The organism is Pseudomonas sp. PMCC200344 (genome assembly GCF_030053095.1).
Classification (GTDB): domain Bacteria; phylum Pseudomonadota; class Gammaproteobacteria; order Pseudomonadales; family Pseudomonadaceae; genus Aquipseudomonas; species Aquipseudomonas svalbardensis.
This window is the reverse complement of the sequence record NZ_CP125618.1, coordinates 5,977,618-5,999,977: the sequence shown is the minus strand read 5'-3', so window position 1 is coordinate 5,999,977 and position 22,360 is coordinate 5,977,618. Positions and strand designations below refer to the sequence as shown.

Sequence of the window (22,360 nt, the reverse complement as noted above, 5' to 3'; positions counted from 1 at the left end):
TCGGAGTTGCTTTTGTGACTGCTGACTACAAGCTTTAGCCCGGATCTCGGAAGCCCGGGTGGAAGTCTTTCGGCACCGAAACACTGACGCTATCGCGAGTCGCGATGTCGATGCCTTCACTGGCCACTTCGGCCAGAAAGTCGATCTGTTCAGGCGTGATCACGTACGGCGGCAGGAAGTACACCACGCTGCCCAGCGGTCGAAGTAAAGCACCACGCTCCAACGCATGCTGGAACACTTTCAAGCCGCGACGTTCCTGCCACGGATAAGCTTCCTTGGTGGCCTTGTCCTTGACCATCTCGATGGCCAGCACCATGCCGGTCTGGCGCACTTCCGAAATGTTCGGGTGATCGGCCAGGTGCGCGGTGGCGCTGGCCATGCGCTGAGCCAGCGCCTTGTTGTTCTCGATGACGTTGTCTTCTTCGAAGATATCCAACGTCGCCAAGGCTGCCGCGCACGCCAGCGGATTGCCGGTGTAGCTGTGGGAATGCAGGAAGGCGCGCAGGGTCGGGTAGTCGTCATAGAAGGCGCTGTAGACATCTTCGGTGGTCACGCAGGCCGCCAACGGCAGGTAACCGCCGGTCAGGGCCTTAGACAGGCAGAGGAAGTCCGGGCGGATGCCGGCCTGTTCGCAGGCGAACATCGTCCCGGTGCGGCCGAAGCCGACGGCGATTTCGTCGTGGATCAGGTGCACGCCATAGCGGTCGCAGGCGTCACGCAGCAGTTTCAGATAAACCGGGTGGTACATGCGCATGCCGCCGGCGCCCTGGATCAGCGGCTCGACGATCACTGCGGCGACGGTGTCGTGGTTCTCGGCCAGGGTCTGTTCCATGGCAGCGAACATAGTGCGCGAATGTTCTTCCCAGCTCATGCCCTCGGGGCGATGGTAGCAATCGGGGCTCGGCACCTTGATGGTGTCCAGCAGCAGCGCCTTGTAGGTTTCAGTAAACAACGGCACGTCGCCCACCGACATCGCTGCCATGGTCTCGCCGTGGTAGCTGTTAGTCAGGGTGACGAAGCGTTTCTTGTTCGGCTGGCCGCGGTTGAGCCAGTAGTGAAAGCTCATTTTCAGCGCGACTTCGATGCAGGACGAACCGTTATCGGCGTAGAAGCACCGGGTCAGGCCTTCCGGCGTCATTTTCACCAGGCGCTCGGACAGCTCGATGACGGGCTGATGACTGAAACCAGCGAGGATCACGTGTTCCAGCTGATCGACCTGATCCTTGATGCGCTGGTTGATCCGCGGGTTGGCGTGACCAAACACGTTGACCCACCAGGAGCTGACGGCGTCGAGGTAACGTTTGCCTTCGAAGTCCTCCAGCCAAACGCCTTCACCGCGTTTGATCGGGATCAGCGGCAGCTGTTCGTGGTCTTTCATCTGGGTGCAGGGATGCCACAACACCGCGAGATCGCGTTGCATCCACTGATTATTCAGGCCCATTTTCAGTCTCCTCGAGGCGGCTCGCGACGTGCGCGGGCAAACAATCGCGCAAGCCTATGCAATGCGTGACGTGGGGACAACCCATTGTGTCGATTGAGCTACTTTGTATAGGTGGATAGACGTCGCTGGCGGCCTTTTGATGGCTGACGTATTCTTCGCGGTTCTTTGAGTCGTCTGACTCGTAAAGCCGCTATTTCCTACGTTTATTTCCGGAGTTCGCTGAATGTCTGCTGGTTGGCTGCGCGCCTGTGCGCTGGTGATGTTGGGGCTGTTCAGCGTATCTGCGCTGGCCAAGGATAAAACGGCGATCGTGATCGGCGGAGGGCTGTCTGGCCTCACTGCGGCTTACGAACTGCAAAACAAGGGCTGGCAGGTCACCCTGCTGGAAGCCAAACCGAGCATGGGCGGTCGCTCCGGCATGGCCACCAGTGAGTGGATCGGCAACGACAAGACTCAACCGGTTCTGAACAAGTACGTATCGACCTTCAAGCTGAGCACCACGCCGGCCCCAGAGTTCGTGCGGACCCCAGGCTACCTGATTGACGGTGAGTATTTCACGGCCGCCGATCTGGCCACCAAGCAGCCGGCCACCAGCGACGCGCTCAAGCGCTACGAAAAAACTCTGGACGATCTGGCGCGCTCGATCGAAGACCCGCAGAACCCGGCGGCCAACAGCACACTGTTCGCCCTGGACCAGATCAACGTGGCCAACTGGCTCGACCGTCTGAATCTGCCAGCCACGGCGCGTCAGTTGGTGAATCAGCAGATTCGTACCCGGTATGACGAACCGTCGCGCCTTTCGCTGCTGTACTTCGCACAGCAAAGCCGCGTTTACCGTGGCGTTGCCGACCGTGACCTGCGCGCTTCGCGTCTGCTCGGCGGTAGCCCGGTGTTGGCGCAGGCGCTCGTCAAACAACTGAAAACTATCAAGACCAGCTCCCCGGTCTCGGCGATCACCCAGGACAAGGACGGCGTGACCGTCAAAGTCGGCAGCGTTGGCTACCAAGCTGATTACGTCGTTGTGGCCGTGCCACTGCGCGCACTGAACAAGATTCAGATGACTCCGTCGCTGGATGCCCAGCATATGGGCGCGATCAAAGGCACCAACTATGGTTGGCGCGACCAGATCATGCTGAAGTTCAAGACGCCGGTATGGGAAAGCAAGGCGCGGATGACCGGCGAGATCTACAGCAACACCGGTCTGGGCATGTTGTGGGTTGAGCCGGCACTGAAGGGCGGCGCCAACGTGGTGATCAACCTGTCCGGCGACAACGCGCGCGTGATGCAGGCCTTCGGCGACAAGCAGATGGTCGATCAGGTGCTGATCCGTCTGCACACTTTTTATCCACAGGCGCGCGGTTCGTTCACCGGTTACGAAATCCGCCGCTACAGCACCGACCCATCGATGGGCGGCGCTTACCTGGCGTTCGGCCCTGGCCAGATCAGCAAGTACTGGCGCCTGTGGGAACGTCCGATTCAGCGTGTAGCCTTTGCCGGCGAACACACTGACACGTTGTACCCAGGCACGCTGGAAGGCGCACTTCGCACCGGTCAGCGTGCAGCCAGTCAGGTAGAAGATCTGGCGGCCGGCAAGTCGTTTGAACCGGCGAAAGTTGTTCCGGCAGCGACCGTTGCGGCGGCCGGCGCGGTGGCGGCGAAGAAAGGTAACTTCTTCACCAACCTGTTTGGTGGTTCTGACGACAAACCGGCACCCGTCAAGGCACCAGAGCCAGTGGCTCCGGTTGCTCCGGCACCGGCTCCAACACCTGCGCCGGCCCCAGCGCCTGCTCCGGTCGAAGCGCCGAAACCAGCGGCCCCGGTGAAAGCCGAGCCGGCTAAAAAAGCCCCGGCCAAAGCTGTAGCGAAAAAACCTGCGGCCAAAGCCGAGGCTAAAAAGGCCCCGGTGAAGAAGGCTGAACCGGCGAAGAAAGTAGCGGTCAAGCCCGCTGCGACTCCGGCGACGGATACCAAAGCGCAGTAAGCTTTTGGACTAAAAGAACGCGGCAGAAATGCCGCGTTTTTTTATGCTTGAAGAAAACCAATATCAAGAATCGAATAAATCTTGGGGCGCAGGTGTTCTTTAGTTGGACTTCATTTTTGCTTACACATTGGTCTTTAATCTTTCCTTAACTCACCTATTTCAGACTCTTGATCGTATTTCTCGATATTTCAAAGCGAAATTTTCCGCTTTAACTCGATAGATAACTCGATAGTCTTGTTCGCAGTTCTCACAGGATTTGGGCAATGCAGCTACGTAACTCTTCTTCGCGCTACGGTTGGGTCAGCATCTTCATGCATTGGGGCGTCGCGCTGGTGGTCTTCGGTCTGTTTGCGTTGGGCTTGTGGATGGTCGGTCTCGACTACTACAGCACCTGGCGCAAAGACGCGCCCGACTTGCACAAGAGCATTGGCCTGGTGTTGTTAGCCGTCATGGTTCTACGGGTGCTGTGGCGTTTCATCAGCCCGCCGCCGCCAGTACTGGAAAGCTATAACCGCGTGACGCGCATTGGCGCCAAGTTCGGGCACTCGTTCCTGTATCTCAGTCTGTTCGCTGTGATGATTGCCGGTTACTTGATTTCCACCGCAGACGGTGTCGGGATTCCGGTGTTTGGCCTGATTGAAGTTCCTGCACTGATATCCGGACTACCGGACCAGGCAGACACAGCCGGTGTGATTCATTTGTACCTGGCCTGGGCGCTGGTAATTTTTTCCGGTCTCCATGCGTTGGCAGCACTGAAACACCACTTTATTGATCGTGATGCGACCCTGGCGCGAATGCTGGGGCGCAAAGCCTGATGTTCAACCTCGACTCCAAAGGAATAGAAAGCATGTTGAAAAAGACGCTCGCCGCTCTGGCAATCGGTTCTGCCCTGCTGTCCGCCAACGTGATGGCGGCTGACTACGTTGTCGACAAGGAAGGCCAGCACGCCTTCGTTGACTTCAAGATCAGCCACCTGGGCTACAGCTTCATCACCGGAACCTTCAAGGACATCGACGGCAAGTTCAGCTTCGACGCTGCCAAGCCTGAAGCCAGCAAGATCGAGTTCAACGTGAACACCGCCAGCGTGTTCACTAACCATGCCGAGCGCGACAAGCACATCGCCAGCGGTGATTTCCTGAATGCGAGCAAGTTCGCAAAAGCCACGTTTGTTTCCACCAGCGTCAAATCCACCGGCAAAAACGCCGCGGGTAAAGACACTGCTGACGTGACCGGTGACCTGACCCTGCTGGGCGTGACCAAGCCAGTCGTGGTCAAGGCCACTTTCCTGGGTGAAGGCAAGGATCCATGGGGCGGCTACCGTGCCGGCTTCGAAGGCACCACCAGCATCAAGCGTTCCGATTTCGGCAAGCAGAAAGACCTGGGTCCACAGTCCGACGCGGTCGAGCTGTATGTTTCGTTTGAAGGTGTGAAAGCGAAGTAACTTTCGCCGCTAAAACAAAAGCGCCCCCGATCTTGCGATCAGGGGCGTTTTTTATTGCCGGACACAATCTGCACGACCGCCGCTCCCACATTTGATTTTTGGTGAGTTCAGTATTTGTGCCTACCCTAGAAAACAAAAATGCCCCTGATCTCGCGATCAGGGGCATTTTTTATGGCTGCGTTAACTCAGCGATTGCGGGTCAGCAAGGCTGGTTTCTCGCCGCGCGGACGGCCTGGCAGTTGATCAAGTTGTTCAGGAGTCGGGAAACGATCGGTTTTCGACTCCTTGTGAATGATCTTCGGTGCCGGGCCGCGCGGGTTTTGCACGGCTGGCTCCGAACGCGGCTGGTCGTCACGAGCCGGGCGGCGGGTGCGGGACTCTTCGCGACGGGCCTGGCCGTCACGTGGAGCACCGTTGCGTGGGCCGCTGCGCTTGGCCGGCGGAGTGCCGGTGGTGGCGCCATCGCTGCTGCGTGGGCCGCTTTGACGACCCTGAGGCTTGCCGCTGCCGCTGCCGCTGCCGGTGCGCGGAGCACCTGCGCCAGCAGTCGTGCCTTGTGCCGGAGCACCCGGACGGCGGCCACGGCCCTGAGCCGGTTTGGCTTGAGGAACGTAGTCGGCGCGGTTACCGAAGTTATCGATATCGTCGTCCAGGAACTCGTCCGGAGCACGGTCTGCAGCAGCAGCGCGTGGTGCTGGACGCTGTTGCTCGCGAGCCGGAGTGCCTTCGCGTGGCTTGTGTTCACGCGCCGGGCGATCACCACGGCCAGTGGCTGCAGGTTTTTCCTTGCCGCCCTTGTCCTTGCCTTTGTCTTTACGGCCGCCGCCACCGCCGGTGCCGTTCGGACCGTCGCCGCGTGGGCCACGTGGGTTGCGCGGGTTACGCACATCCGGACGCTCGCGAACTTCAGGTTTCTCGGCTTCTACAGCGCTGGAATCGAAGCCCATCAGGTTGCCGTCGGCAATCTTCTGCTTGGTCATGCGTTCGATGCTTTTCAGCAGCTTCTCTTCATCCGGAGCGACCAGCGAGATCGCTTCGCCCGAACGACCGGCACGGCCGGTACGGCCGATACGGTGAACGTAGTCTTCGTCGACGTTTGGCAATTCGAAGTTGACCACGTGTGGCAACTGATCGATGTCCAGGCCGCGAGCGGCGATGTCGGTGGCAACCAGGATGCGCACTTCGCCGGCCTTGAAGTCGGCCAAGGCTTTGGTGCGAGCGTTCTGGCTCTTGTTACCGTGGATCGCTACGGCGCTGAGGCCGTGTTTGTCCAGGTATTCGGCCAGACGGTTGGCGCCGTGCTTGGTGCGGGTGAACACCAGCACCTGTTCCCAGGCGCCAGCGGTAATCAGGTGCGCCAGCAACGAGCGCTTGTGGCTGGCGGCCAGGCGGAATACGCGCTGTTCGATACGCTCGACCGTTGTGTTCGGCGGCGTGACTTCGATGCGTTCCGGGTTGTGCAGCAGCTTGCCGGCGAGGTCGGTGATGTCTTTGGAGAAAGTCGCCGAGAACAGCAGGTTCTGGCGTTTGCTCGGCAGACGAGCCAGGACCTTTTTCACGTCATGGACGAAGCCCATGTCGAGCATGCGGTCGGCTTCGTCCAGCACGAGGATTTCCACGTGGGACAAATCGACGCTGCCTTGGCCGGCGAGGTCCAGCAGGCGGCCGGGGCAGGCCACCAGCACGTCAACACCGCGGGACATGGCCTGAACCTGTGGGTTCATGCCGACGCCGCCGAAGATGCAGGCGCTGACGAACTTCAGGTCACGGGCATAGACCTTGAAGCTCTCGTGTACTTGAGCCGCGAGTTCGCGGGTAGGGGTCAGGACCAGTACGCGCGGTTGACGCGGGCCGTGACGCTGGGATTTGTCCGGGTGACCGTTGGGGAACAACCGCTCCAGAATCGGAAGGGCGAAGCCGCCGGTTTTACCAGTACCTGTCTGAGCCGCGACCATCAGGTCGCGACCTTGCAACACGGCGGGAATGGCCCGCTGTTGCACCGGAGTAGGCTCGGTATAGCCCGCTGCCTCGATGGCGCGGACTAAAGCCTCGGAGAGACCGAGGGAAGCAAAGGACATGAGTAATCCTGTTTTAGTTAGGGCTTGGCCCAATGGGAGTCTTGCCTGGCGCGAATGGCGTTTAAGAGGAACGCAATCCCGTCCGGTCCTGCTGGGTCAAGAAGGCTCATCTGGAGTGCTCGCGCGGGCTGAAAAGCTGCGCTGTAGCGGGGTCGAGATGCCTTGAACAAGTCCGAGCGTCCGGGCGTGAGCCTGGCGGGAAGGCCGGAGTATAACAGAGCAATCACTGCGCGCCGCTTTCCTGCTGCTCAACGGTTTTTCCGCTGGCGGCGGTGGCTCTGGTGGTTTTTACCTCGGCCGCTGGGTCGGCGCCATAACGGGCGCTCAGTTCAGCGTACGCGGGCTCGCGCTTGAAGCGTTTGAGTTCGGCGCCGAAGCGCTGCACCAACAAGTCCATGCCGGCGTTGCGGCGTACTGCCAGGAACTGGCTTTGGTGGCTGATGACAGTCGGGTTTTCGGTAATCTTGTCGCGGATGCCCAATTCGTCGAGCAAGTGCTGTCCAACCCGGCGATCAGTGATCAGCAGGTCGATCCGCCCGCGCACCAGTTTGCCGAAGTTGGCTTCATGGGTCGGCGCCGGTTCGTGAGTGAACAGGGTCGATTCACGAAAGTCCTGGCTGTACAGATAGCCTGGGGAGGTGCCTATGGTCAGCCCTTTCAGGTCGGCCAAGGTGCGAAAAGGGTGGGGCCGCTCATTGGCGTAGAACATCACGAACTCCACTTCCGAGAGTGGCTCGCCGGGGTAAAGCAGGGTGGCGTCGCGCTCTTCGCTGTGGAAGATGTCCAGCGCGCCGTCTGCCTGGCCCGTTTCGAGCATCGACAGGCAGCGTTTCCACGGCAGGAACTGCCATTCCACTTCGATGCCCAGGCGTTTGAAGACGATGGCGGTGGTTTCGTAGTCCAGTCCCAGGGATTTGCCGTTTTCCTCATACACGTACGGCGCCCAGGGTTCGGTGACAATGCGCAGCTTCTCGCCCCGAGCGGCGAAGCTCAGGCAAGTAAAAAGCAAAACTGTCAGCAACTGGGCAATTACGGGCATGGCCTGAGGTTAGTACTCTAAAGGCCTAATGAGAAGCTCTGGCGAGCATGTTTAGCACTGTCCTTGAGGTAGATTGCGCGCAAGGCCTCTATTTATCGGGCGAATTGAGCAAGTGGTCGTGGATAGCTTTGCGTCGACCGCCCAGGATCAGTCGTACCAGTTCCCTGTTGAACCAGCGTTCGAGCAAGTGCTGAGTGACCGGCTTGCCGAGGCGCTCTTCCTGGTTTTGCAGCGCCTTGTCCCACCACACCGGCCCACAGGCCTTGTCGAACTCATTGTGGTGTTCATAGCAGCCATAGAGGATTTCGCGGATGAACTGACGCAGATGTTTGGGCAGTGCCAGGGTGATGAGTTTGTAGAGCATTCGCTGGGCCCGTGGCGGTCGTGGCAGGTGAGCTGACACGCGGCGAGTATCGTCCAATGCCGCCTGACTGGTCGGGTTCTTGGCGTGTTTGATGACCCAGGCGTTAACCTTGGCCCTGAACAGCTGCTTGCGGCTCCAGTAGTGATGGATCAGGTCCGGGCACTTATTGACCTTCATCGTGCGATAGGCTGCGACCGACAGGCAGAACTCTTCAAGGGTATAAGCCCCCTGTGCCATGGGAAACAATTCGTCGATCAATGCAATGGAGTGATCAAGCACCTGCGCGTCCTGCTGGTGCAACCCGATCACGCCGGAGTTGAGCAGCATCATCTGATCGTCAGCCAGGCCTTTGCTCAAAAGCGTACTCGACAGCGCACTGTAGAGCACGTTCTCCTTATTGGTGCCGTATTGGGTGTAGTAGTCGTTGCACAGCAGAGTGCCGGGTTGTACGCGGTTGAACAGTTCGACGGGTGAGCAATGGAAGAACGTGTCGGTGTCGATCAGCAATGCGACTTCCGACTCCTCAAGCACCGTGCGCAACGCCACATGCTTGGCTCGAAAGTGATAGCCATGGGGTTCGTTCCAGCGGCGACGAGTAGGCTCGTCGAGGGGGCGAACTCGTACCGGTAGGTGCTCGTAGGGCTGCGGGTTGTCACTGAAAACCTGGATGTCGAGCTCTGCGTGGGGCGTTTCACGCAGCCAGGCCAAGGCACTGGCGATGCTGAACACCGCTTCCTGGTGGTACGTCTGGGAGCCAAAAACCAGATATACCAGTTGAGGGCGTGGTGGCGAGGACTCAGTCGTCATTGGAAACAACATTCCATGGGCTTTGAATATAAAAGGCCCTCAGAAGAGGGCCTTGGGATGAGGCATGGAGTCTTTCAGCGCGGTAGCTTCAGATTGTTCCACACCGCCAGGCTCGCTTCTGCCTGGTTCAGGGTATAGAAATGCAACCCCGGAGCTCCACCTTGTAACAAACGTTCACACATTTCAGTAATAACCTGCTCACCGAAACGCTGAATGCTTGAGGTGTCGTCGCCGTAGGCTTCCAGCTGCTTGCGGATCCAGCGCGGAATTTCCGCACCGCAGGCATCGGAGAAGCGCGCCAGCTTGCTGTAGTTGGTGATCGGCATGATCCCCGGAACGATCGGGATGTTCACGCCCATCGCCCGTACACGTTCGACGAAGTAGAAGTAGCTGTCGGCGTTGAAGAAGTACTGGGTGATCGCACTGTTGGCGCCAGCGTTGGCCTTGCGCACGAAGTTGGTCAGATCGTCTTCGAAATTGCGCGCTTGCGGGTGCATTTCCGGGTAGGCGGCGACTTCGATGTGGAAATGATCGCCGGTTTCTTCACGAATGAATTCAACCAGGTCATTGGCGTGGCGCATGTCACCACTGGCCATGCCCATGCCGGAAGGCAGGTCACCGCGCAGGGCAACAATACGGGTGATGCCGGCCGCCTTGTATTGGGTCAGCAGGCCGCGCAAGTCGTCCTTGCTGTCGCCAACGCAGGACAAATGCGGTGCGGCAGGGACTTTGACTTCGCTTTCGAGTTGCAACACGGTGTTGAGGGTGCGATCACGGGTCGAACCACCAGCGCCGTAGGTGCAGGAGAAGAAGTCAGGGTTGTAGGTCGCCAGATGACGGGCAGTAGCGATCAGTTTTTCATGCCCAGCATCGGTCTTCGTAGGGAAGAACTCGAAGCTGTAGCGACGTTCTTGGGACATGGGAATACCCTTTGCAATCGCAAAAGGCGGGCCGGTGATGGCCGGCCCGCCTGGTCAGGATCGGCGGGCGCAAAGCCCGCCGGGTCCAATCAGTAGCGGTAAGCGTGCGGCTTGAACGGACCTTCAACGGTCACGCCGATGTAGTCGGCCTGGGTCTTGGTCAGTTGTGTCACGACGCCGCCGAAACCGCGGACCATTTCCAGGGCCACTTCTTCGTCGAGTTTCTTCGGCAGTACTTCAACGGTCAGGCGCTCGGCTTTCTGGGCTGGTGACAGGTCGGCGTACTTCTGGCCGAACAGGAAGATCTGAGCCAGAACCTGGTTGGCGAACGAACCGTCCATGATGCGGCTTGGGTGACCGGTTGCGTTACCCAGGTTAACCAGACGGCCTTCGGCCAGCAGGATCAGGTAGTCGTCGTTCTGGGCGTCGAACGCGCCAGGACCGGTACGGTGGATTTTGTGAACCTGTGGCTTCACTTCTTCCCATGCCCAGTTCTTGCGCATAAAAGCAGTGTCGATTTCGTTGTCGAAGTGGCCGATGTTGCAGACAACAGCGCGCTTCTTCAGGGCTTTGAGCATGTTTGCATCGCAAACGTTGACGTTACCGGTGGTGGTCACGATCAGGTCGATCTTGCCCAGCAGCGCTTTGTCGATGCTTGCTTCAGTACCGTTGTTGATACCGTCGATGAACGGCGAAACCAGCTCGTAACCGTCCATGCAGGCTTGCATGGCGCAGATCGGGTCAACTTCGGAGACTTTAACGATCATGCCTTCCTGACGCAGGGACTGGGCCGAACCCTTGCCCACGTCACCGTAACCGATGACCAGCGCTTGCTTGCCGGACAGCAGGTGGTCGGTACCGCGTTTGATCGCGTCGTTCAGGCTGTGACGGCAGCCGTACTTGTTGTCGTTCTTGCTCTTGGTTACCGAGTCGTTGACGTTGATGGCCGGGATTTTCAGCTCGCCCTTGGCCAGCATGTCCAGCAGGCGGTGAACGCCAGTGGTGGTTTCTTCGGTGACGCCGTGGACGCGGTCCAGGATCGCCGGGTATTTCTTGTGCAGCAGCTCGGTCAGGTCGCCGCCGTCGTCGAGGATCATGTTGGCATCCCAAGGCGCGCCATCTTTGAGGATGGTTTGCTCCAGGCACCACTCGTACTCTTCTTCGGTCTCACCTTTCCAGGCATAAACCGCAATGCCGGCAGCAGCGATAGCGGCAGCGGCCTGGTCCTGAGTCGAGAAAATGTTGCAGGACGACCAGCGTACTTCGGCACCCAGGGCAACCAGGGTTTCGATCAGCACGGCAGTCTGAATGGTCATGTGGATGCAGCCGAGGATTTTCGCGCCTTTGAGCGGCTGCTCACCGGCGTATTTGCGGCGCAGACCCATCAGGGCTGGCATTTCGGATTCGGCGATGATGGTTTCGCGACGGCCCCAGGCAGCCAGGGACATGTCGGCGACTTTGTAATCGTTAAAATCTGCAGGCGTGATAACAGCGCTCATGATGAGCCTCCATTCGTAATGTATGCGAATGGGCGCCGTTGTGCGTTTAGTGTCTGACCGATAACGGTCAAGCAACGCCCCATCCGAGCCTGACAGGTCGAACCTGCTGCAGCGCCCCTCGGACAGGTGGCGGGAAAACGGTAGCAACCGAAGATGACCGTTTTGAAACGGTGGCGATTATAGCCGTGTGAGCGATACTTCCAAAGCGTTTCTGTTGGTCAATGTCTGAACGGTAATCGAGACCATAGTCGATGCTTGATAGAGCTCTAGGTCGGGCTCTGCCATGATGCCCGCCATCATTCGGCAAGACGCTCAGGAGTGAATATGAATTTCCACACCCGCAAATGGGTAAAACCCGAAGACCTCAACCCCAACGGTACGCTGTTCGGCGGCAGCCTGTTGCGCTGGCTCGACGAAGAAGCGGCGATCTACGCCATCGTCCAATTGGGCAATCAGCGTGTGGTCACCAAGTACATTTCCGAGATCAACTTCGTCAGCGCCTCGCGTCAGGGCGACATCATTGAACTGGGCATCACCGCCACCGAATTCGGTCGCACCTCCATCACCCTGAAGTGCGAAGTGCGTAACAAAATCACCCGCAAAAGCATCCTGACGGTGGAGAAGATTGTCTTCGTCAATCTGGGTGAAGACGGCTTGCCAGCGCCGCACGGTCGGACCGAGATCACGTACGTCAAAGACCAGTTCAAGGATGACATCGCCCCGTAGGAGCAAAGCTTGCTCGCGATGGGCTCACCTCGGTTTCTGTCAGGACAGTGAACAGCTCCGAACCCTGCGTGTCGTACCTACATGACACGCCACTGGTTCCGGAGCTTTATGGACACGCAAAAAGACGGCAAGACCCCGAACCTCTCGCCTGAAGAACAGCACGACGTCGATAAGAGCCAGCCGCCGCGGGCGGCGGTGCTGCACGAAATCATCCGCACCCAGGGCGATCAGGAACTCGAGCGCAGTGTCGCCGCCTTGTGGTGGTCGGCGCTGGCCGCCGGCCTGACCATGGGACTGTCGCTGATGGCCATGGGGCTGCTCAATTCCCGTCTGCCGGATGGCGAAGGCTTCAAGGTGATCGCCAGTTTCGGTTACTGCGCAGGCTTTCTCGCGGTGATCCTCGCCCGTCAGCAGTTGTTCACCGAGAACACCCTGACGGCTGTGCTGCCGATCATGACCAAACCCACACTGAACAATTTCGGTCGATTGCTACGCCTGTGGTCGGTGGTGCTGGTGGGCAACCTTTGCGGCACGTTGCTGGTGGCGTATGTGATGCTGCATCTGCCGATTTTCGACAGCAAGACCGACCTGGCTTTCCTTGATATCGGACGCAAGATCATGGAGAACGACGCCAGCCAGATGTTCGCCAAGGGCATTGTGTCTGGCTGGATGATTGCCACCATGGTCTGGATGATTCCGTCCATGGAGAGCGCGAAGATGTGGATCATCATCCTCATCACCTACCTCATGGCGCTGGGGGATTTCACCCACATCGTGGTCGGGTCCGCCGAGGTCTCGTATCTGGTGTTTGCCGGTAAGTTGCCGTGGAAGGATTTCTGGCTGGTGTTCGCCGGGCCGACGCTGGCGGGGAACATCATCGGCGGCAGCTTCATCTTCGCGCTGATCAGCCATGCGCAGATTCGCAGCGAGAGCGGGCCGCCGAAGCAGACTGCGGATCAAGGCCCGGAGCCCGACCCGCAGGAGAGCAAAAAGTAATAAGTTTGAAATCTTTGTTAGGTCAAGGGCCACCCGACCCATCAGCCAGACACATTGACCACACCCGCCCCACGACGTTGCAGATAGATGTAGAAAACCGCCGTCACCACCGTCAACCCACTGACCAGCGCGCCGGTCCACGGCAAGTCCGCCAGATCCGCGCCACTGGCGACAACCAGCCCACCTATCCACGCACCGGCGGCGTTGCCGAGGTTGAACGCGCTCTGGTTCAACGTTGAGCCCAGATTCGGCGCTTCATGGGCCTGATCGATGATCAGCAGTTGCAAAATCGGGCACAGGGCAAAGGCGAAGATGCCCCACAACACCAGCGTAATCGCTGCAGGGATCACCGAGTGACTGGTCTGTGTGAACGCGGCCAGCACGACCAGCACGGCCAACGCCATGCCCACCAGCGACGGTAGCAATCGACTGTCAGCCAGGCGACCGCCGAGCATGCTGCCCGCGGTCAGTCCGACCCCGAATAGCAACAGCATGATGGTCACGCCATGCGGGCTGACGCCGGTGATGTCTTGCAGGATGGGCGCGATGTAGGTGAAGACGCTGAACAGGCTGGTCGACGCCAGCACACTCATGCCCAGCGCCAACAACACGTTGACCTTGCCCAGCACTTTGAACTCGCTGGCGAGGTTGGCCTTGTCCATGGCGATGTCCTTCGGCAGCCAGACCCACTGCGCAATCGCAGCAATCACGCCGATCACCGACACCGCCCAGAACGTCGAGCGCCAGCCGGCGTATTGCCCGAGCGCGGTGCCCAACGGCACGCCCAGCACGTTGGCCAGGGTCAGGCCAGTGAACATCATCGCAATCGCTTGGGCGCGTTTGTTTGGTGCCACCAGTCCAGCGGCAACCACCGAGCCGATGCCGAAGAACGCACCATGGCAGAGCGCGGTGACCACTCGTGCGGCCATCAGCGTGGCGTAGTTCGGCGCCAATGCGCAAAGAATGTTGCCGAGGATGAACATCAGCGTCATGCCCAGCAGCGTGGCTTTGCGCGGCATGTTGGCTGTGCCGACCGCGAGGATCGGCGCACCGAAGACTACGCCGAGGGCGTAGCCGGTGATCAACAATCCGGCATGAGGAATGCTGACAGCAAGGTCGCGGGCGACATCGGGCAGCAAGCCCATGATGACGAATTCAGTGGTGCCGATGCCGAACGCGGCAACAGCGAGGGCAAGCAAGGCGAGTGGCATGCGCAAGGTCTCTGTCGGTAGTCTTGACGCTCTGATCAGGCATACGCATGCCGACGCCCGTTCTCGACGAGAGCGGGCGGTGGCAGAAATTATTGGAATTAGTCTGTGCGCAACTGAGTGCGGCGTGGTCGCTTGCAGTATAAACAGCTGCTGACATATGGCGAATCAATTATCTGGGTGCTTCCCGTAGGGAACAAAAATAAAAAATGGAGTGTGCCGTGCTTGCAACAGCACTGGTGTTAGTAGCGGCGCTGTTGCACGCGGCGTGGAATACCCTGATCAAATTCAGTGCGGAACGATTGTTGGTGGTGGCCTGCATGGACAGCGTGGCCATGTTGTTTGTCGCGGTGATGCTGCCGTTCGTGAACCTGCCGCCCATGGAAATCTGGCCGTGGATTCTGGCGTCGGTGGCGTTCGAGTTGCTCTATCGCTATCTGCTGATTCAGGCGTACCGGGTCGGCGACCTCGGGTTGGTCTATCCGCTGATGCGTGGTTTGTCGCCGCTGGTGGTGCTGGCACTGACGCTGATTTTTGCCGGGGAAGTGCTGACGAACCAGCAGATCTTCGGGATTCTGCTGATCCCGTTCGGCATGCTGTGCCTGCTCTGGCAGGGCGGCGGCGGTGCGCGTTTACCGTGGTCGATGCTGCCGGTGGTGGCGTTGATCGGTCTGTGTATTGGCTGCTACACCTTCATCGACGGCCAGGCGTTGCGACGCTGGTCGCATCCGCTGGATTACCTGGTGTGGGTCACGTTGCTCAGCGCCTGGCCGTTCCCGTTATTGGCGCTGGTGCGTAAGCGACCGGCCTTCATGTTGTTCTGGCGGGAACAGTGGCGACTGGGGTTGGCGGTCGGGTTTTGCGTGTTGTTCAGCTACGCTCTGGTGCTGTGGGCCATGCAGCTGGGCTCGATTGCCGAAGCGGCGGCATTGCGCGAGATCAGCGTGATTCTGGTGGTGCTGTTCGGCATGCGTTACCTGAAAGAACCTTTCGGCAGGCCGCGGCTCTTAGCCTGTGGGCTGGTGCTGATCGGCATGCTGGTAATGAAGTTTTGACTGGAGCTCGACTCTTGAAACTTGAAGAAGGGATTGCGTTATGACGGTTGCTCTGTGGTGCATTTTGATCGCGATTTTTCTGCCCTATATCTGCACGGGCATTGCCAGGGTCAGTGGCGGGTTCAGGCCGAAAGACAATCATGATCCCCGTGACTTTCTCGAGTCACTGAATGGTTTTGGCCGACGCGCGTATGCGGCGCATCTGAACTGTCTTGAAGTGATTCCCGCGTTCGCAGCGGCGGTGATCGTTGCGCACCTGGCCGGTAATGCCGAACTGGTGACGATCAATGTGCTGGCGGTGTTGTTCATCACCAGTCGACTGCTGTACATCATTTGCTACTTGGCGGACTGGGCTATGTTGCGGTCGCTGGTGTGGTTGGTGGGGATGGGGTTGATCGTCAGTTTTTTTGTGGTTTCTGTTTAAGAGCAAGATCAAAAGATCGCTGGCGAAGCCAGCGATCTTTTGACTTTATAGCTTGTCGGTTACTTGCGGCACTTGAGGCAGGGCTGCGCCTTTAGGCCAGAGCATCCAGATCTGCCCCTGCTGTTTCATGTCGCCGGCCAATTGCCCGGCCGCCTCGCCGGTGCCCCAAAACAGGTCTGCACGGACTTCGCCGGCAATTGCGCCGCCGGTGTCCTGAGCGGCTACCGGGCGCACCAGTGCGGTACCGTCCGGTTTAGTCGTCGACAACCACAACAGGCTGCCCAACGGAATCACTTTGCGATCCACCGCCGCGCTGTAGCCGGCGGTCAGCGGTACGTTCAGCGAGCCGCGAGGCCCTTCGTTGCTGTCCGGGTTGCGGGTGAAGAATACGTAGCTGGGGTTGCTGCCCAGCAGTTCCGGAATGCGCGTCGGATTGGCCTTGGCCCAATGGCTGATGGCGCCCATGGTCACTTCTTCTTTTTTCAGTTCGCCCTGGTCCACCAGCCAGCGGCCGATCGGTCGATACGGGTGACCGTTCTGGTCGGCATACGCAATGCGCAACTGTCGGCCATCATCGAGCTGGATACGACCCGAGCCCTGGATTTGCAGGAATTGCAGATTCATCGGGTCGGTCAGCCAGGCAACAACCGGTGCCTTGACCCCTTTGGTTTCAATCGTGGCCGCATCGTCGTAAGGCTTGAGCACGCGACCTTCGAGTCGTCCGCGCAGGCGTTTGCCTTTGAGTTCCGGATAAATGCTGTCCAGAGAGACGATGATCATGTCCTCGGGCACACCGTACACCGGGATGTTTGCCACTTCGGTCTGGGTCAGGCTGCCGGGGTAGACCGGCTCGTAATAGCCGGTGATCAAGCCGTTGGGATTGTCATTGGCGGCGCGCAGGCCGTAGACGTCGAGGTTCTGCTTGAGGAAGCCGCGAATGTCGCTGGCGGTTTGTGGCACGTTGGCGGCAGCCGCACACGTCGAGCCCCAGACCGGGTCGGCCTTGAGTCGGGTGCAGGCGCTGCGCCACGAACCGAAGCCGGCGACCAGGTCGTTGTCGGACACCGTCGGAAGTGCTTCCCACGTGGCGCTGGAGTAGGTCGCCAGGGCGTGGGTTTTCGGTTTGTTGTTGTCGCCACCGGTGCAGCCCGCAAGCACGGCCACCATCGGAAGGGTCCAGGCGAGGTTGTGACGCCATGCCTTGAAACGGCTGTTCATGGAGTAATTCCTTTGTCGGTTGCCTGAGTGCTCCATGCGCTCAAACAACCCGTATTGATAATAGGGCTATTGGTCTTTGCCGATGACGCGAGGATACTGGCCGCCGTTTCCCGTGACCTGAAGCCACCATGACTCTTAAAAGACTTTCTGTTGTATTGCTGGCCTGCCTGACGTTGTCTGCCTGCGGTGGTGTCGATCCCAACTCGCCGCTGGGCCAGCGTAAGGCGATCTTCAAGCAAATGCTCAAGACCGGCGAAGACCTGGGCGGCATGTTACGTGGTCGCATCCCGTTTGACGGTCCGAAATTCGCTGACGGTGCCGTGAAGCTCGATGCGTTGTCCCGTGAACCCTGGAAACATTTTCCGCAGGTGCGCGAAGAAGATCACACCAGCGCCAAGAGCGATGTCTGGCAGAAACAGGAACACTTCCAGGACATGGCCCGCACCCTTGAAGTCGCCACCGGTGAATTGGTGACTGCCAGCAAGGTTCAGCCTTACAAGGCCAGTAACCTTGGGCCGGCGGTGCAGAAGGTCGAAGATGCCTGCAGTGCCTGCCATAAAGAGTTTCGGGATCATTGAGTCCTGAACTGATCCTTACTTATCCAGCTCATCGAGTGCGTCCTGCAATTCCTTGCGGGACTCGGCGAGTTTGTCTTTGCGCTTGTTGATCTTCTCGGCGTCGCCTTTCTTCATGGCCTTGTCCAGATCAGCCTGACGCTTGCTGACTTCGTGCTTGGCGTCGAGCACCTTGTTCTCCCGTTCTTTCTTCAGGGAAGCATCGGTGCAATGAGCAGTGACTTCGCTCAGGGCCGTTTCAAGGCCTGCCTGCTGATCGGCGTTACCGTGAGACTTGGCCAGTTCAATCTGATTGATGATGCCCTGCTTCTTTGCGGCGCAGCCGGTCAGCCCCGGAGCTTCTTCGGCGGCCATCAGTGGAGCGGCCAGCACGCTGCAAAGGGTCAACAGGGCGAGCGGTGAAAGAAGTTTCATAAAAGCTCCATGTGAAAAAGCGATCGGGTCGATGTGGCGATGGGGTGTTTGAGCCCGACGGCACCATTGGGTTCCCGGGTTGACGGGCATCGCCGGCCGCTAAAAACCGTCAATCCCCGCAACACGTAATGTTTCACTCAAGGCCAGGACCTGCGGGTCGCGGAAAAATGCGCTCAATTGCGCTGCGCGTCCCGGGCCGATGCCGGATTCTGCCTGCCATTGTTCGATATTTCGTTGTGCCAGTTCTTGCCATGAATCGGCGAGCCGCGCCTGGCCGGTCGGCGGTAAACCCAGGGCTTTGAGCCAGCGAGCGAAAGGGCGTTGTCGGGCACTGTTGAAACTGTTTAAAAGACGAGCGCTGCTGCGTTCGCCGAAGCCGTTAATGTTAGCAAGCTCTTGAGCATCGAGGGTCAACCAATCCAGCAGGCCATTCAGACGGCCTGTTTCGAAAAGTTTCTCCCAAGTGCCAGGACCGACATTCGGCAGGGCCAGTCCCTGCTTGCCGCTGAGCCAGGTCAGTCGGGCGAGGAATTGGCTTTCGCACCCCGGTGTCGGCTGCCAGCAACTCAAATGATGAAAGTCCTCCGCCAGCGGTACGCTCAATTCAGTGCGTTGGGTGCTGCGCAGCATGACACCGTCAAGCCTGGGAATGGTCAGGCCTGCCAGGCTGATGGCGACCTGATCTCCGGGCCGGATATCCAGTGTTTTCCAGCGTTGCAGTGAGCTCACACTGACTCGCTTGATCTGCCGGTCATCGAGCATTACTGGCGTCAGTTCCAGTACCGGGGTGATTCGTCCGGTCCGTCCAATCTTGAAGTGGACCTTGCGCACCTCGGCCAGGGCCTGGGCAAAAGGGTATTTCCAGGCGACGCTCCAATAAGGCGGTTTAGCCTGCCAGCGCTCGGCGGATGGGCGCTGATCCTGGCGCAGGACAATGCCATCACTGGTGAAGGGCAGGGGCGAGCGATACCAGTGATCGCGCCAGCGTTCTGCATCGGCAAATACCTTGATCGAGTGACTGTAAGCTGCGGTGCTCGGGAAACCCAACTCATCCAGGGCTGCGACGCGGGCGGGCAAACTGGCCGGTCCTTGGGGCCAGTCCCAGACAAACAGGCCGATCCCGGCGGCTTGCTCAGTGCTTAACTTTTTGCGGGCCATCAAACCGGCCACTGTGGCGCGTGCATTGAGGCTGCCGGCACGGGCCTGTATGTGGTCGGTCAGGCGCCAATAGAGTTCACCTTGCAGCAGCAGGTCCAGCGGTTGTGGCAATTGTTGGGGGATGGCAGCGATTTGGCGCGCCGAAGCCGTCCAGTCCTGGCCATTTACTCCGTCGCCGCGGCTGATTGCCTGAGTCAGCAGGCCTTTGCGGTAGATCAGCGTCACCGCCACGCCGTCGACCTTGGGCTGAATCCAGACATCGCTCCGTCCTTTTAGCCAGGCTTCAACGGCGCGACCATCGCGGAGTTTTTCCAGGCCCGTGTGGGCGATGGGGTGCGGGATCGTGCCGCCCGCGGTGCGCAACGGTTCTACGGATTGGCCCAAGTCGAAACAAGTGCGCCATTCGGTCAGTCGTGCACGGGACTGATCGTAGAGTTCATCGGCGACCAATGAGCGGCCGCCCCGGTGATAGCTGTCGTCCCAGAGGTCGATTTGTTTCTGCAGTGACGTGATTTCGTCCAGGGCGCGTGCGGGGGGCCAGTCGGGGCACTTGGCCGCGTGGGAGGTCAGACAGAAAATGATCAGTAGAAAACCGAAAAACACGCGCAGGTTGAGCGGCATCGTGAGCGTCCTTGCTCAAGTGGAATGCTGGAAGGCTAGGACGGATTATCAGGATGAGAGGGCCGGCTGTTTTTCAGCGTGTGTCGGCCTCTGGAAAGCAGGCAATAAAAAGCCCCGCACGGCGAACCGTGCGGGGCTTTTGGTATCGCCGGGGAAGTCTTACAGGCCGGCAGCAGCGCGCAAGGAATCGGCGCGGTCGGTCTTTTCCCAGGTGAAGGTGGTGAAAGTGTCATCGCCCACTGTCTTGGTAGTCGGAGTACGACCGAAGTGGCCGTACGCAGCGGTTTCCTGGTACATCGGGTGCAGCAGGTCGAGCATGGTGGTGATTGCGTATGGACGCAGGTCGAACACTTCGCGAACCAGTTTGACGATTTTGTCGTCGCTGATTTTGCCGGTGCCGAAGGTGTTCAACGAGATCGACGTAGGCTGAGCAACACCGATGGCGTAGGAAACCTGAATCTCGCAACGCTCGGCCAGGCCGGCCGCCACGATGTTCTTGGCCACGTAACGACCCGCATAGGCGGCCGAACGGTCAACCTTCGATGGGTCTTTACCGGAGAACGCGCCGCCGCCGTGACGGGCCATACCGCCGTAGCTGTCAACGATGATCTTGCGACCGGTCAGACCGCAGTCGCCTACCGGGCCGCCGATGATGAACTGGCCAGTCGGGTTGATGTGGAACTGAGTGTCTTTGGTCAGCAGTTCGGCAGGCAGTACGTGCTTGACGATCAGTTCCATCACGCCTTCGCGCAGGTCTTTGTACGACACGTCAGGGTTGTGCTGGGTCGACAGTACAACGGCGTCGATACCGACAACCTTGCCGCCTTCGTAACGGCAAGTCACTTGCGACTTTGCGTCCGGGCGCAGCCAAGGCAGCAGGCCGGATTTACGGGCTTCGGCCTGACGCTGAACCAACTGGTGCGAGAAGGTGATCGGTGCTGGCATCAGCACGTCGGTTTCGTTGCTGGCATAGCCGAACATCAGGCCCTGATCCCCGGCGCCTTGATCTTCAGGCTTGGCACGGTCGACACCCTGGTTGATGTCAGGGGACTGCTTGCCAATGATGTTCATCACGCCGCAAGTGGCGCCGTCGAAGCCGACATCGGAGCTGTTGTAGCCGATGTCCAGAATCACGTTACGCACGATCTCTTCCAGGTCGACCCAGGCCGACGTGGTGACTTCACCTGCGATGATTGCAACGCCGGTTTTTACCAGAGTCTCGACCGCTACACGGGCGAACTTGTCTTCAGCAATGATGGCGTCCAGCACAGCATCGGAAATCTGGTCGGCGATTTTGTCCGGATGTCCTTCGGACACGGACTCGGAGGTGAAGAGGGAGTATTCGCTCATCTCGATTTTTTCCTGAATTTACCGATGGTGAGTGTCGCCAGCCGGTCGCTGAAAATGGCGGACCTGGATCTGGAAACCATTACGTAAGCCTACATAGAGGCTTTCCCCGGGAACGAGTCCCGCAGCGGTGGCCCAACGGGCCAAATCGTCCTGTTCAAACCCCAACCAGAGATCACCGCAGGCCTCCCTGGCCCAACTCTGGTTGTGGCTACATAACTCTGTCACGAGCAGGCTACCGCCCGGTTGCAGCAAGTTGGCCATGTGCTTGAGTGCTTCGGCCGGCGCGGCGAAATGGTGCAGCACCATGTTCAGTACAACGCAGTCAGCCTTGAGGCGGACACCGTTCAATGCATCGGCCAATTGCAGGCTGACGTTCGCCAGCGTTTCACGTTCGCAAACCTGGCGCGCCAGTTCGAGCATCGCCGGGCTGTTGTCCAGCGCCGTGACCTGGGTGAAGCGGCGCGCCAGTTCCGGCAGAAATGCACCATCTCCGGGGCCGACTTCGATGGCCGTGGCGCCTTCGCTGAAACTTAGTTTGTCGAGCAATGCCACCACGCTTTCGCGGTATTGCGGCAGACCGGCGATCAAGTCTTGCTGGGCGCGAAACTTCTCCGCGACCCGTGAGAAAAAGTCCTGGCTGGCCGCCGCGCGTTGCCCATGGACCTGACCAATCCGCGACTGCACGTCGGCAGGCAGGGTCAGGTTGTCCACTTCATCCAGTAGCGCGGCGTGCAGCCTGCCACCCAGCAATTCGGTGTGGGGCAGGGCGCGGCGGTAGAAAATCGCGTTGCCTTCACGGCGAGTCGCCACCAGATCGGCCTGGGCCAATACCTTGAGGTGATGACTCATGCCGGACTGGCCGATGCCAAAGATCTGCGCCAGCTCCAATACGCCAAACGAATCGTTGGCCAGCGCGCGCAATACATTCAGACGCAGAGGATCGCCGCCGGCCTTGCACAAGGCCGCCAGCTCATCGCAATCGTCATGTCGAATGGAAGGCACACGTAAATTCATAAGGCCAGCAGTCTAGTGACGGTCAGAAAAC

Annotated in this window: 20 protein-coding genes and 1 riboswitch; of the genes, 8 read left to right on the top strand and 12 right to left on the bottom strand. The window is 59.3% G+C overall.

Annotation, left to right across the window (positions count from 1 at the left end; translation table 11 throughout):
• Positions 1 to 34: 34 nt before the first annotated feature.
• A complete protein-coding gene (locus tag QFW87_RS27545) occupies positions 35 to 1,441 on the bottom strand; it encodes an adenosylmethionine--8-amino-7-oxononanoate transaminase (RefSeq protein WP_283189322.1) in 1,407 nt (468 codons plus the stop codon).
• Between the two features lie 223 nt (positions 1,442 to 1,664).
• On the opposite strand from QFW87_RS27545, the gene QFW87_RS27540 reads away from it, so the two are divergent.
• The 3 genes from QFW87_RS27540 to QFW87_RS27530 all read left to right on the top strand — a co-directional run bounded on the left by QFW87_RS27540 (position 1,665) and on the right by QFW87_RS27530 (position 4,863).
• Complete coding sequence (locus QFW87_RS27540; RefSeq protein ID WP_283189321.1) at positions 1,665 to 3,422, top strand: flavin monoamine oxidase family protein; 1,758 nt, start codon at positions 1,665 to 1,667, stop codon at positions 3,420 to 3,422.
• Between the two features lie 263 nt (positions 3,423 to 3,685).
• Positions 3,686 to 4,237 carry a cytochrome b gene (locus QFW87_RS27535; protein ID WP_283182011.1) on the top strand — a complete coding sequence of 184 codons (552 nt, stop codon included), beginning with the start codon at positions 3,686 to 3,688 and terminating at the stop codon, positions 4,235 to 4,237.
• Between the two features lie 32 nt (positions 4,238 to 4,269).
• Positions 4,270 to 4,863: a YceI family protein gene (locus tag QFW87_RS27530; RefSeq protein ID WP_133835621.1), complete on the top strand. Its 594-nt coding sequence runs from the start codon at positions 4,270 to 4,272 to the stop codon at positions 4,861 to 4,863.
• A gap of 185 nt (positions 4,864 to 5,048) precedes the next feature.
• Here the strand turns inward: QFW87_RS27530 and QFW87_RS27525 are convergent, their stop codons facing one another.
• The 5 genes from QFW87_RS27525 to ahcY all read right to left on the bottom strand — a co-directional run bounded on the left by QFW87_RS27525 (position 5,049) and on the right by ahcY (position 11,570).
• Positions 5,049 to 6,941, bottom strand: a complete 1,893-nt coding sequence (locus tag QFW87_RS27525) for a DEAD/DEAH box helicase (RefSeq protein ID WP_283189320.1) — start codon at positions 6,939 to 6,941, stop codon at positions 5,049 to 5,051.
• A 223-nt stretch (positions 6,942 to 7,164) separates the two neighbouring features.
• Positions 7,165 to 7,980: a transporter substrate-binding domain-containing protein gene (locus QFW87_RS27520; protein WP_283189319.1), complete on the bottom strand. Its 816-nt coding sequence runs from the start codon at positions 7,978 to 7,980 to the stop codon at positions 7,165 to 7,167.
• An 88-nt stretch (positions 7,981 to 8,068) separates the two neighbouring features.
• Complete coding sequence (locus QFW87_RS27515) at positions 8,069 to 9,151, bottom strand: hypothetical protein (protein WP_283189318.1); 1,083 nt, start codon at positions 9,149 to 9,151, stop codon at positions 8,069 to 8,071.
• Between the two features lie 74 nt (positions 9,152 to 9,225).
• Complete coding sequence (metF, locus tag QFW87_RS27510; protein ID WP_283189317.1) at positions 9,226 to 10,071, bottom strand: methylenetetrahydrofolate reductase [NAD(P)H]; 846 nt, start codon at positions 10,069 to 10,071, stop codon at positions 9,226 to 9,228.
• Positions 10,072 to 10,160: 89 nt separating this feature from the next.
• On the bottom strand, positions 10,161 to 11,570 hold the full coding sequence (ahcY, locus tag QFW87_RS27505) for an adenosylhomocysteinase (protein WP_077747242.1): 1,410 nt from the start codon (positions 11,568 to 11,570) through the stop codon (positions 10,161 to 10,163).
• A 23-nt stretch (positions 11,571 to 11,593) separates the two neighbouring features.
• Positions 11,594 to 11,696: riboswitch (S-adenosyl-L-homocysteine riboswitch) on the bottom strand.
• A gap of 198 nt (positions 11,697 to 11,894) precedes the next feature.
• Between ahcY and QFW87_RS27500 the strand changes: the two genes are divergently transcribed.
• Positions 11,895 to 12,296 (top strand): hotdog domain-containing protein, encoded by a 402-nt coding sequence (locus tag QFW87_RS27500; protein WP_008152010.1) that lies wholly within the window; start codon positions 11,895 to 11,897, stop codon positions 12,294 to 12,296.
• Positions 12,297 to 12,404: 108 nt separating this feature from the next.
• Positions 12,405 to 13,292, top strand: coding sequence for a formate/nitrite transporter family protein (locus QFW87_RS27495; RefSeq protein WP_283182005.1), 888 nt, complete (start codon positions 12,405 to 12,407; stop codon positions 13,290 to 13,292).
• A 41-nt stretch (positions 13,293 to 13,333) separates the two neighbouring features.
• Here the strand turns inward: QFW87_RS27495 and QFW87_RS27490 are convergent, their stop codons facing one another.
• Positions 13,334 to 14,503 (bottom strand): MFS transporter, encoded by a 1,170-nt coding sequence (locus tag QFW87_RS27490; RefSeq protein ID WP_283189316.1) that lies wholly within the window; start codon positions 14,501 to 14,503, stop codon positions 13,334 to 13,336.
• A 218-nt stretch (positions 14,504 to 14,721) separates the two neighbouring features.
• Between QFW87_RS27490 and QFW87_RS27485 the strand changes: the two genes are divergently transcribed.
• Both QFW87_RS27485 and QFW87_RS27480 read left to right on the top strand, forming a co-directional pair.
• Entirely contained in the window at positions 14,722 to 15,555 is an 834-nt protein-coding gene (locus QFW87_RS27485) for an EamA family transporter (protein WP_283189315.1), read from the top strand.
• Positions 15,556 to 15,595: 40 nt separating this feature from the next.
• Positions 15,596 to 15,979, top strand: coding sequence for an MAPEG family protein (locus QFW87_RS27480; RefSeq protein WP_283182002.1), 384 nt, complete (start codon positions 15,596 to 15,598; stop codon positions 15,977 to 15,979).
• A 45-nt stretch (positions 15,980 to 16,024) separates the two neighbouring features.
• Here the strand turns inward: QFW87_RS27480 and QFW87_RS27475 are convergent, their stop codons facing one another.
• Positions 16,025 to 17,197 (bottom strand): MltA domain-containing protein, encoded by a 1,173-nt coding sequence (locus QFW87_RS27475; RefSeq protein ID WP_283182001.1) that lies wholly within the window; start codon positions 17,195 to 17,197, stop codon positions 16,025 to 16,027.
• Positions 17,198 to 17,325: 128 nt separating this feature from the next.
• On the opposite strand from QFW87_RS27475, the gene QFW87_RS27470 reads away from it, so the two are divergent.
• Entirely contained in the window at positions 17,326 to 17,775 is a 450-nt protein-coding gene (locus QFW87_RS27470) for a cytochrome c (protein WP_283189314.1), read from the top strand.
• A gap of 15 nt (positions 17,776 to 17,790) precedes the next feature.
• Here the strand turns inward: QFW87_RS27470 and QFW87_RS27465 are convergent, their stop codons facing one another.
• The 4 genes from QFW87_RS27465 to QFW87_RS27450 all read right to left on the bottom strand — a co-directional run bounded on the left by QFW87_RS27465 (position 17,791) and on the right by QFW87_RS27450 (position 22,329).
• A complete protein-coding gene (locus QFW87_RS27465; RefSeq protein ID WP_008151994.1) occupies positions 17,791 to 18,186 on the bottom strand; it encodes a DUF1090 domain-containing protein in 396 nt (131 codons plus the stop codon).
• 99 nt (positions 18,187 to 18,285) lie between these two features.
• A complete protein-coding gene (ligB, locus tag QFW87_RS27460; RefSeq protein ID WP_283189313.1) occupies positions 18,286 to 19,965 on the bottom strand; it encodes an NAD-dependent DNA ligase LigB in 1,680 nt (559 codons plus the stop codon).
• 159 nt (positions 19,966 to 20,124) lie between these two features.
• Complete coding sequence (gene metK / locus QFW87_RS27455; RefSeq protein ID WP_283181997.1) at positions 20,125 to 21,315, bottom strand: methionine adenosyltransferase; 1,191 nt, start codon at positions 21,313 to 21,315, stop codon at positions 20,125 to 20,127.
• 18 nt (positions 21,316 to 21,333) lie between these two features.
• Complete coding sequence (locus QFW87_RS27450; protein WP_283181996.1) at positions 21,334 to 22,329, bottom strand: metalloregulator ArsR/SmtB family transcription factor; 996 nt, start codon at positions 22,327 to 22,329, stop codon at positions 21,334 to 21,336.
• Positions 22,330 to 22,360 lie beyond the last annotated feature (31 nt).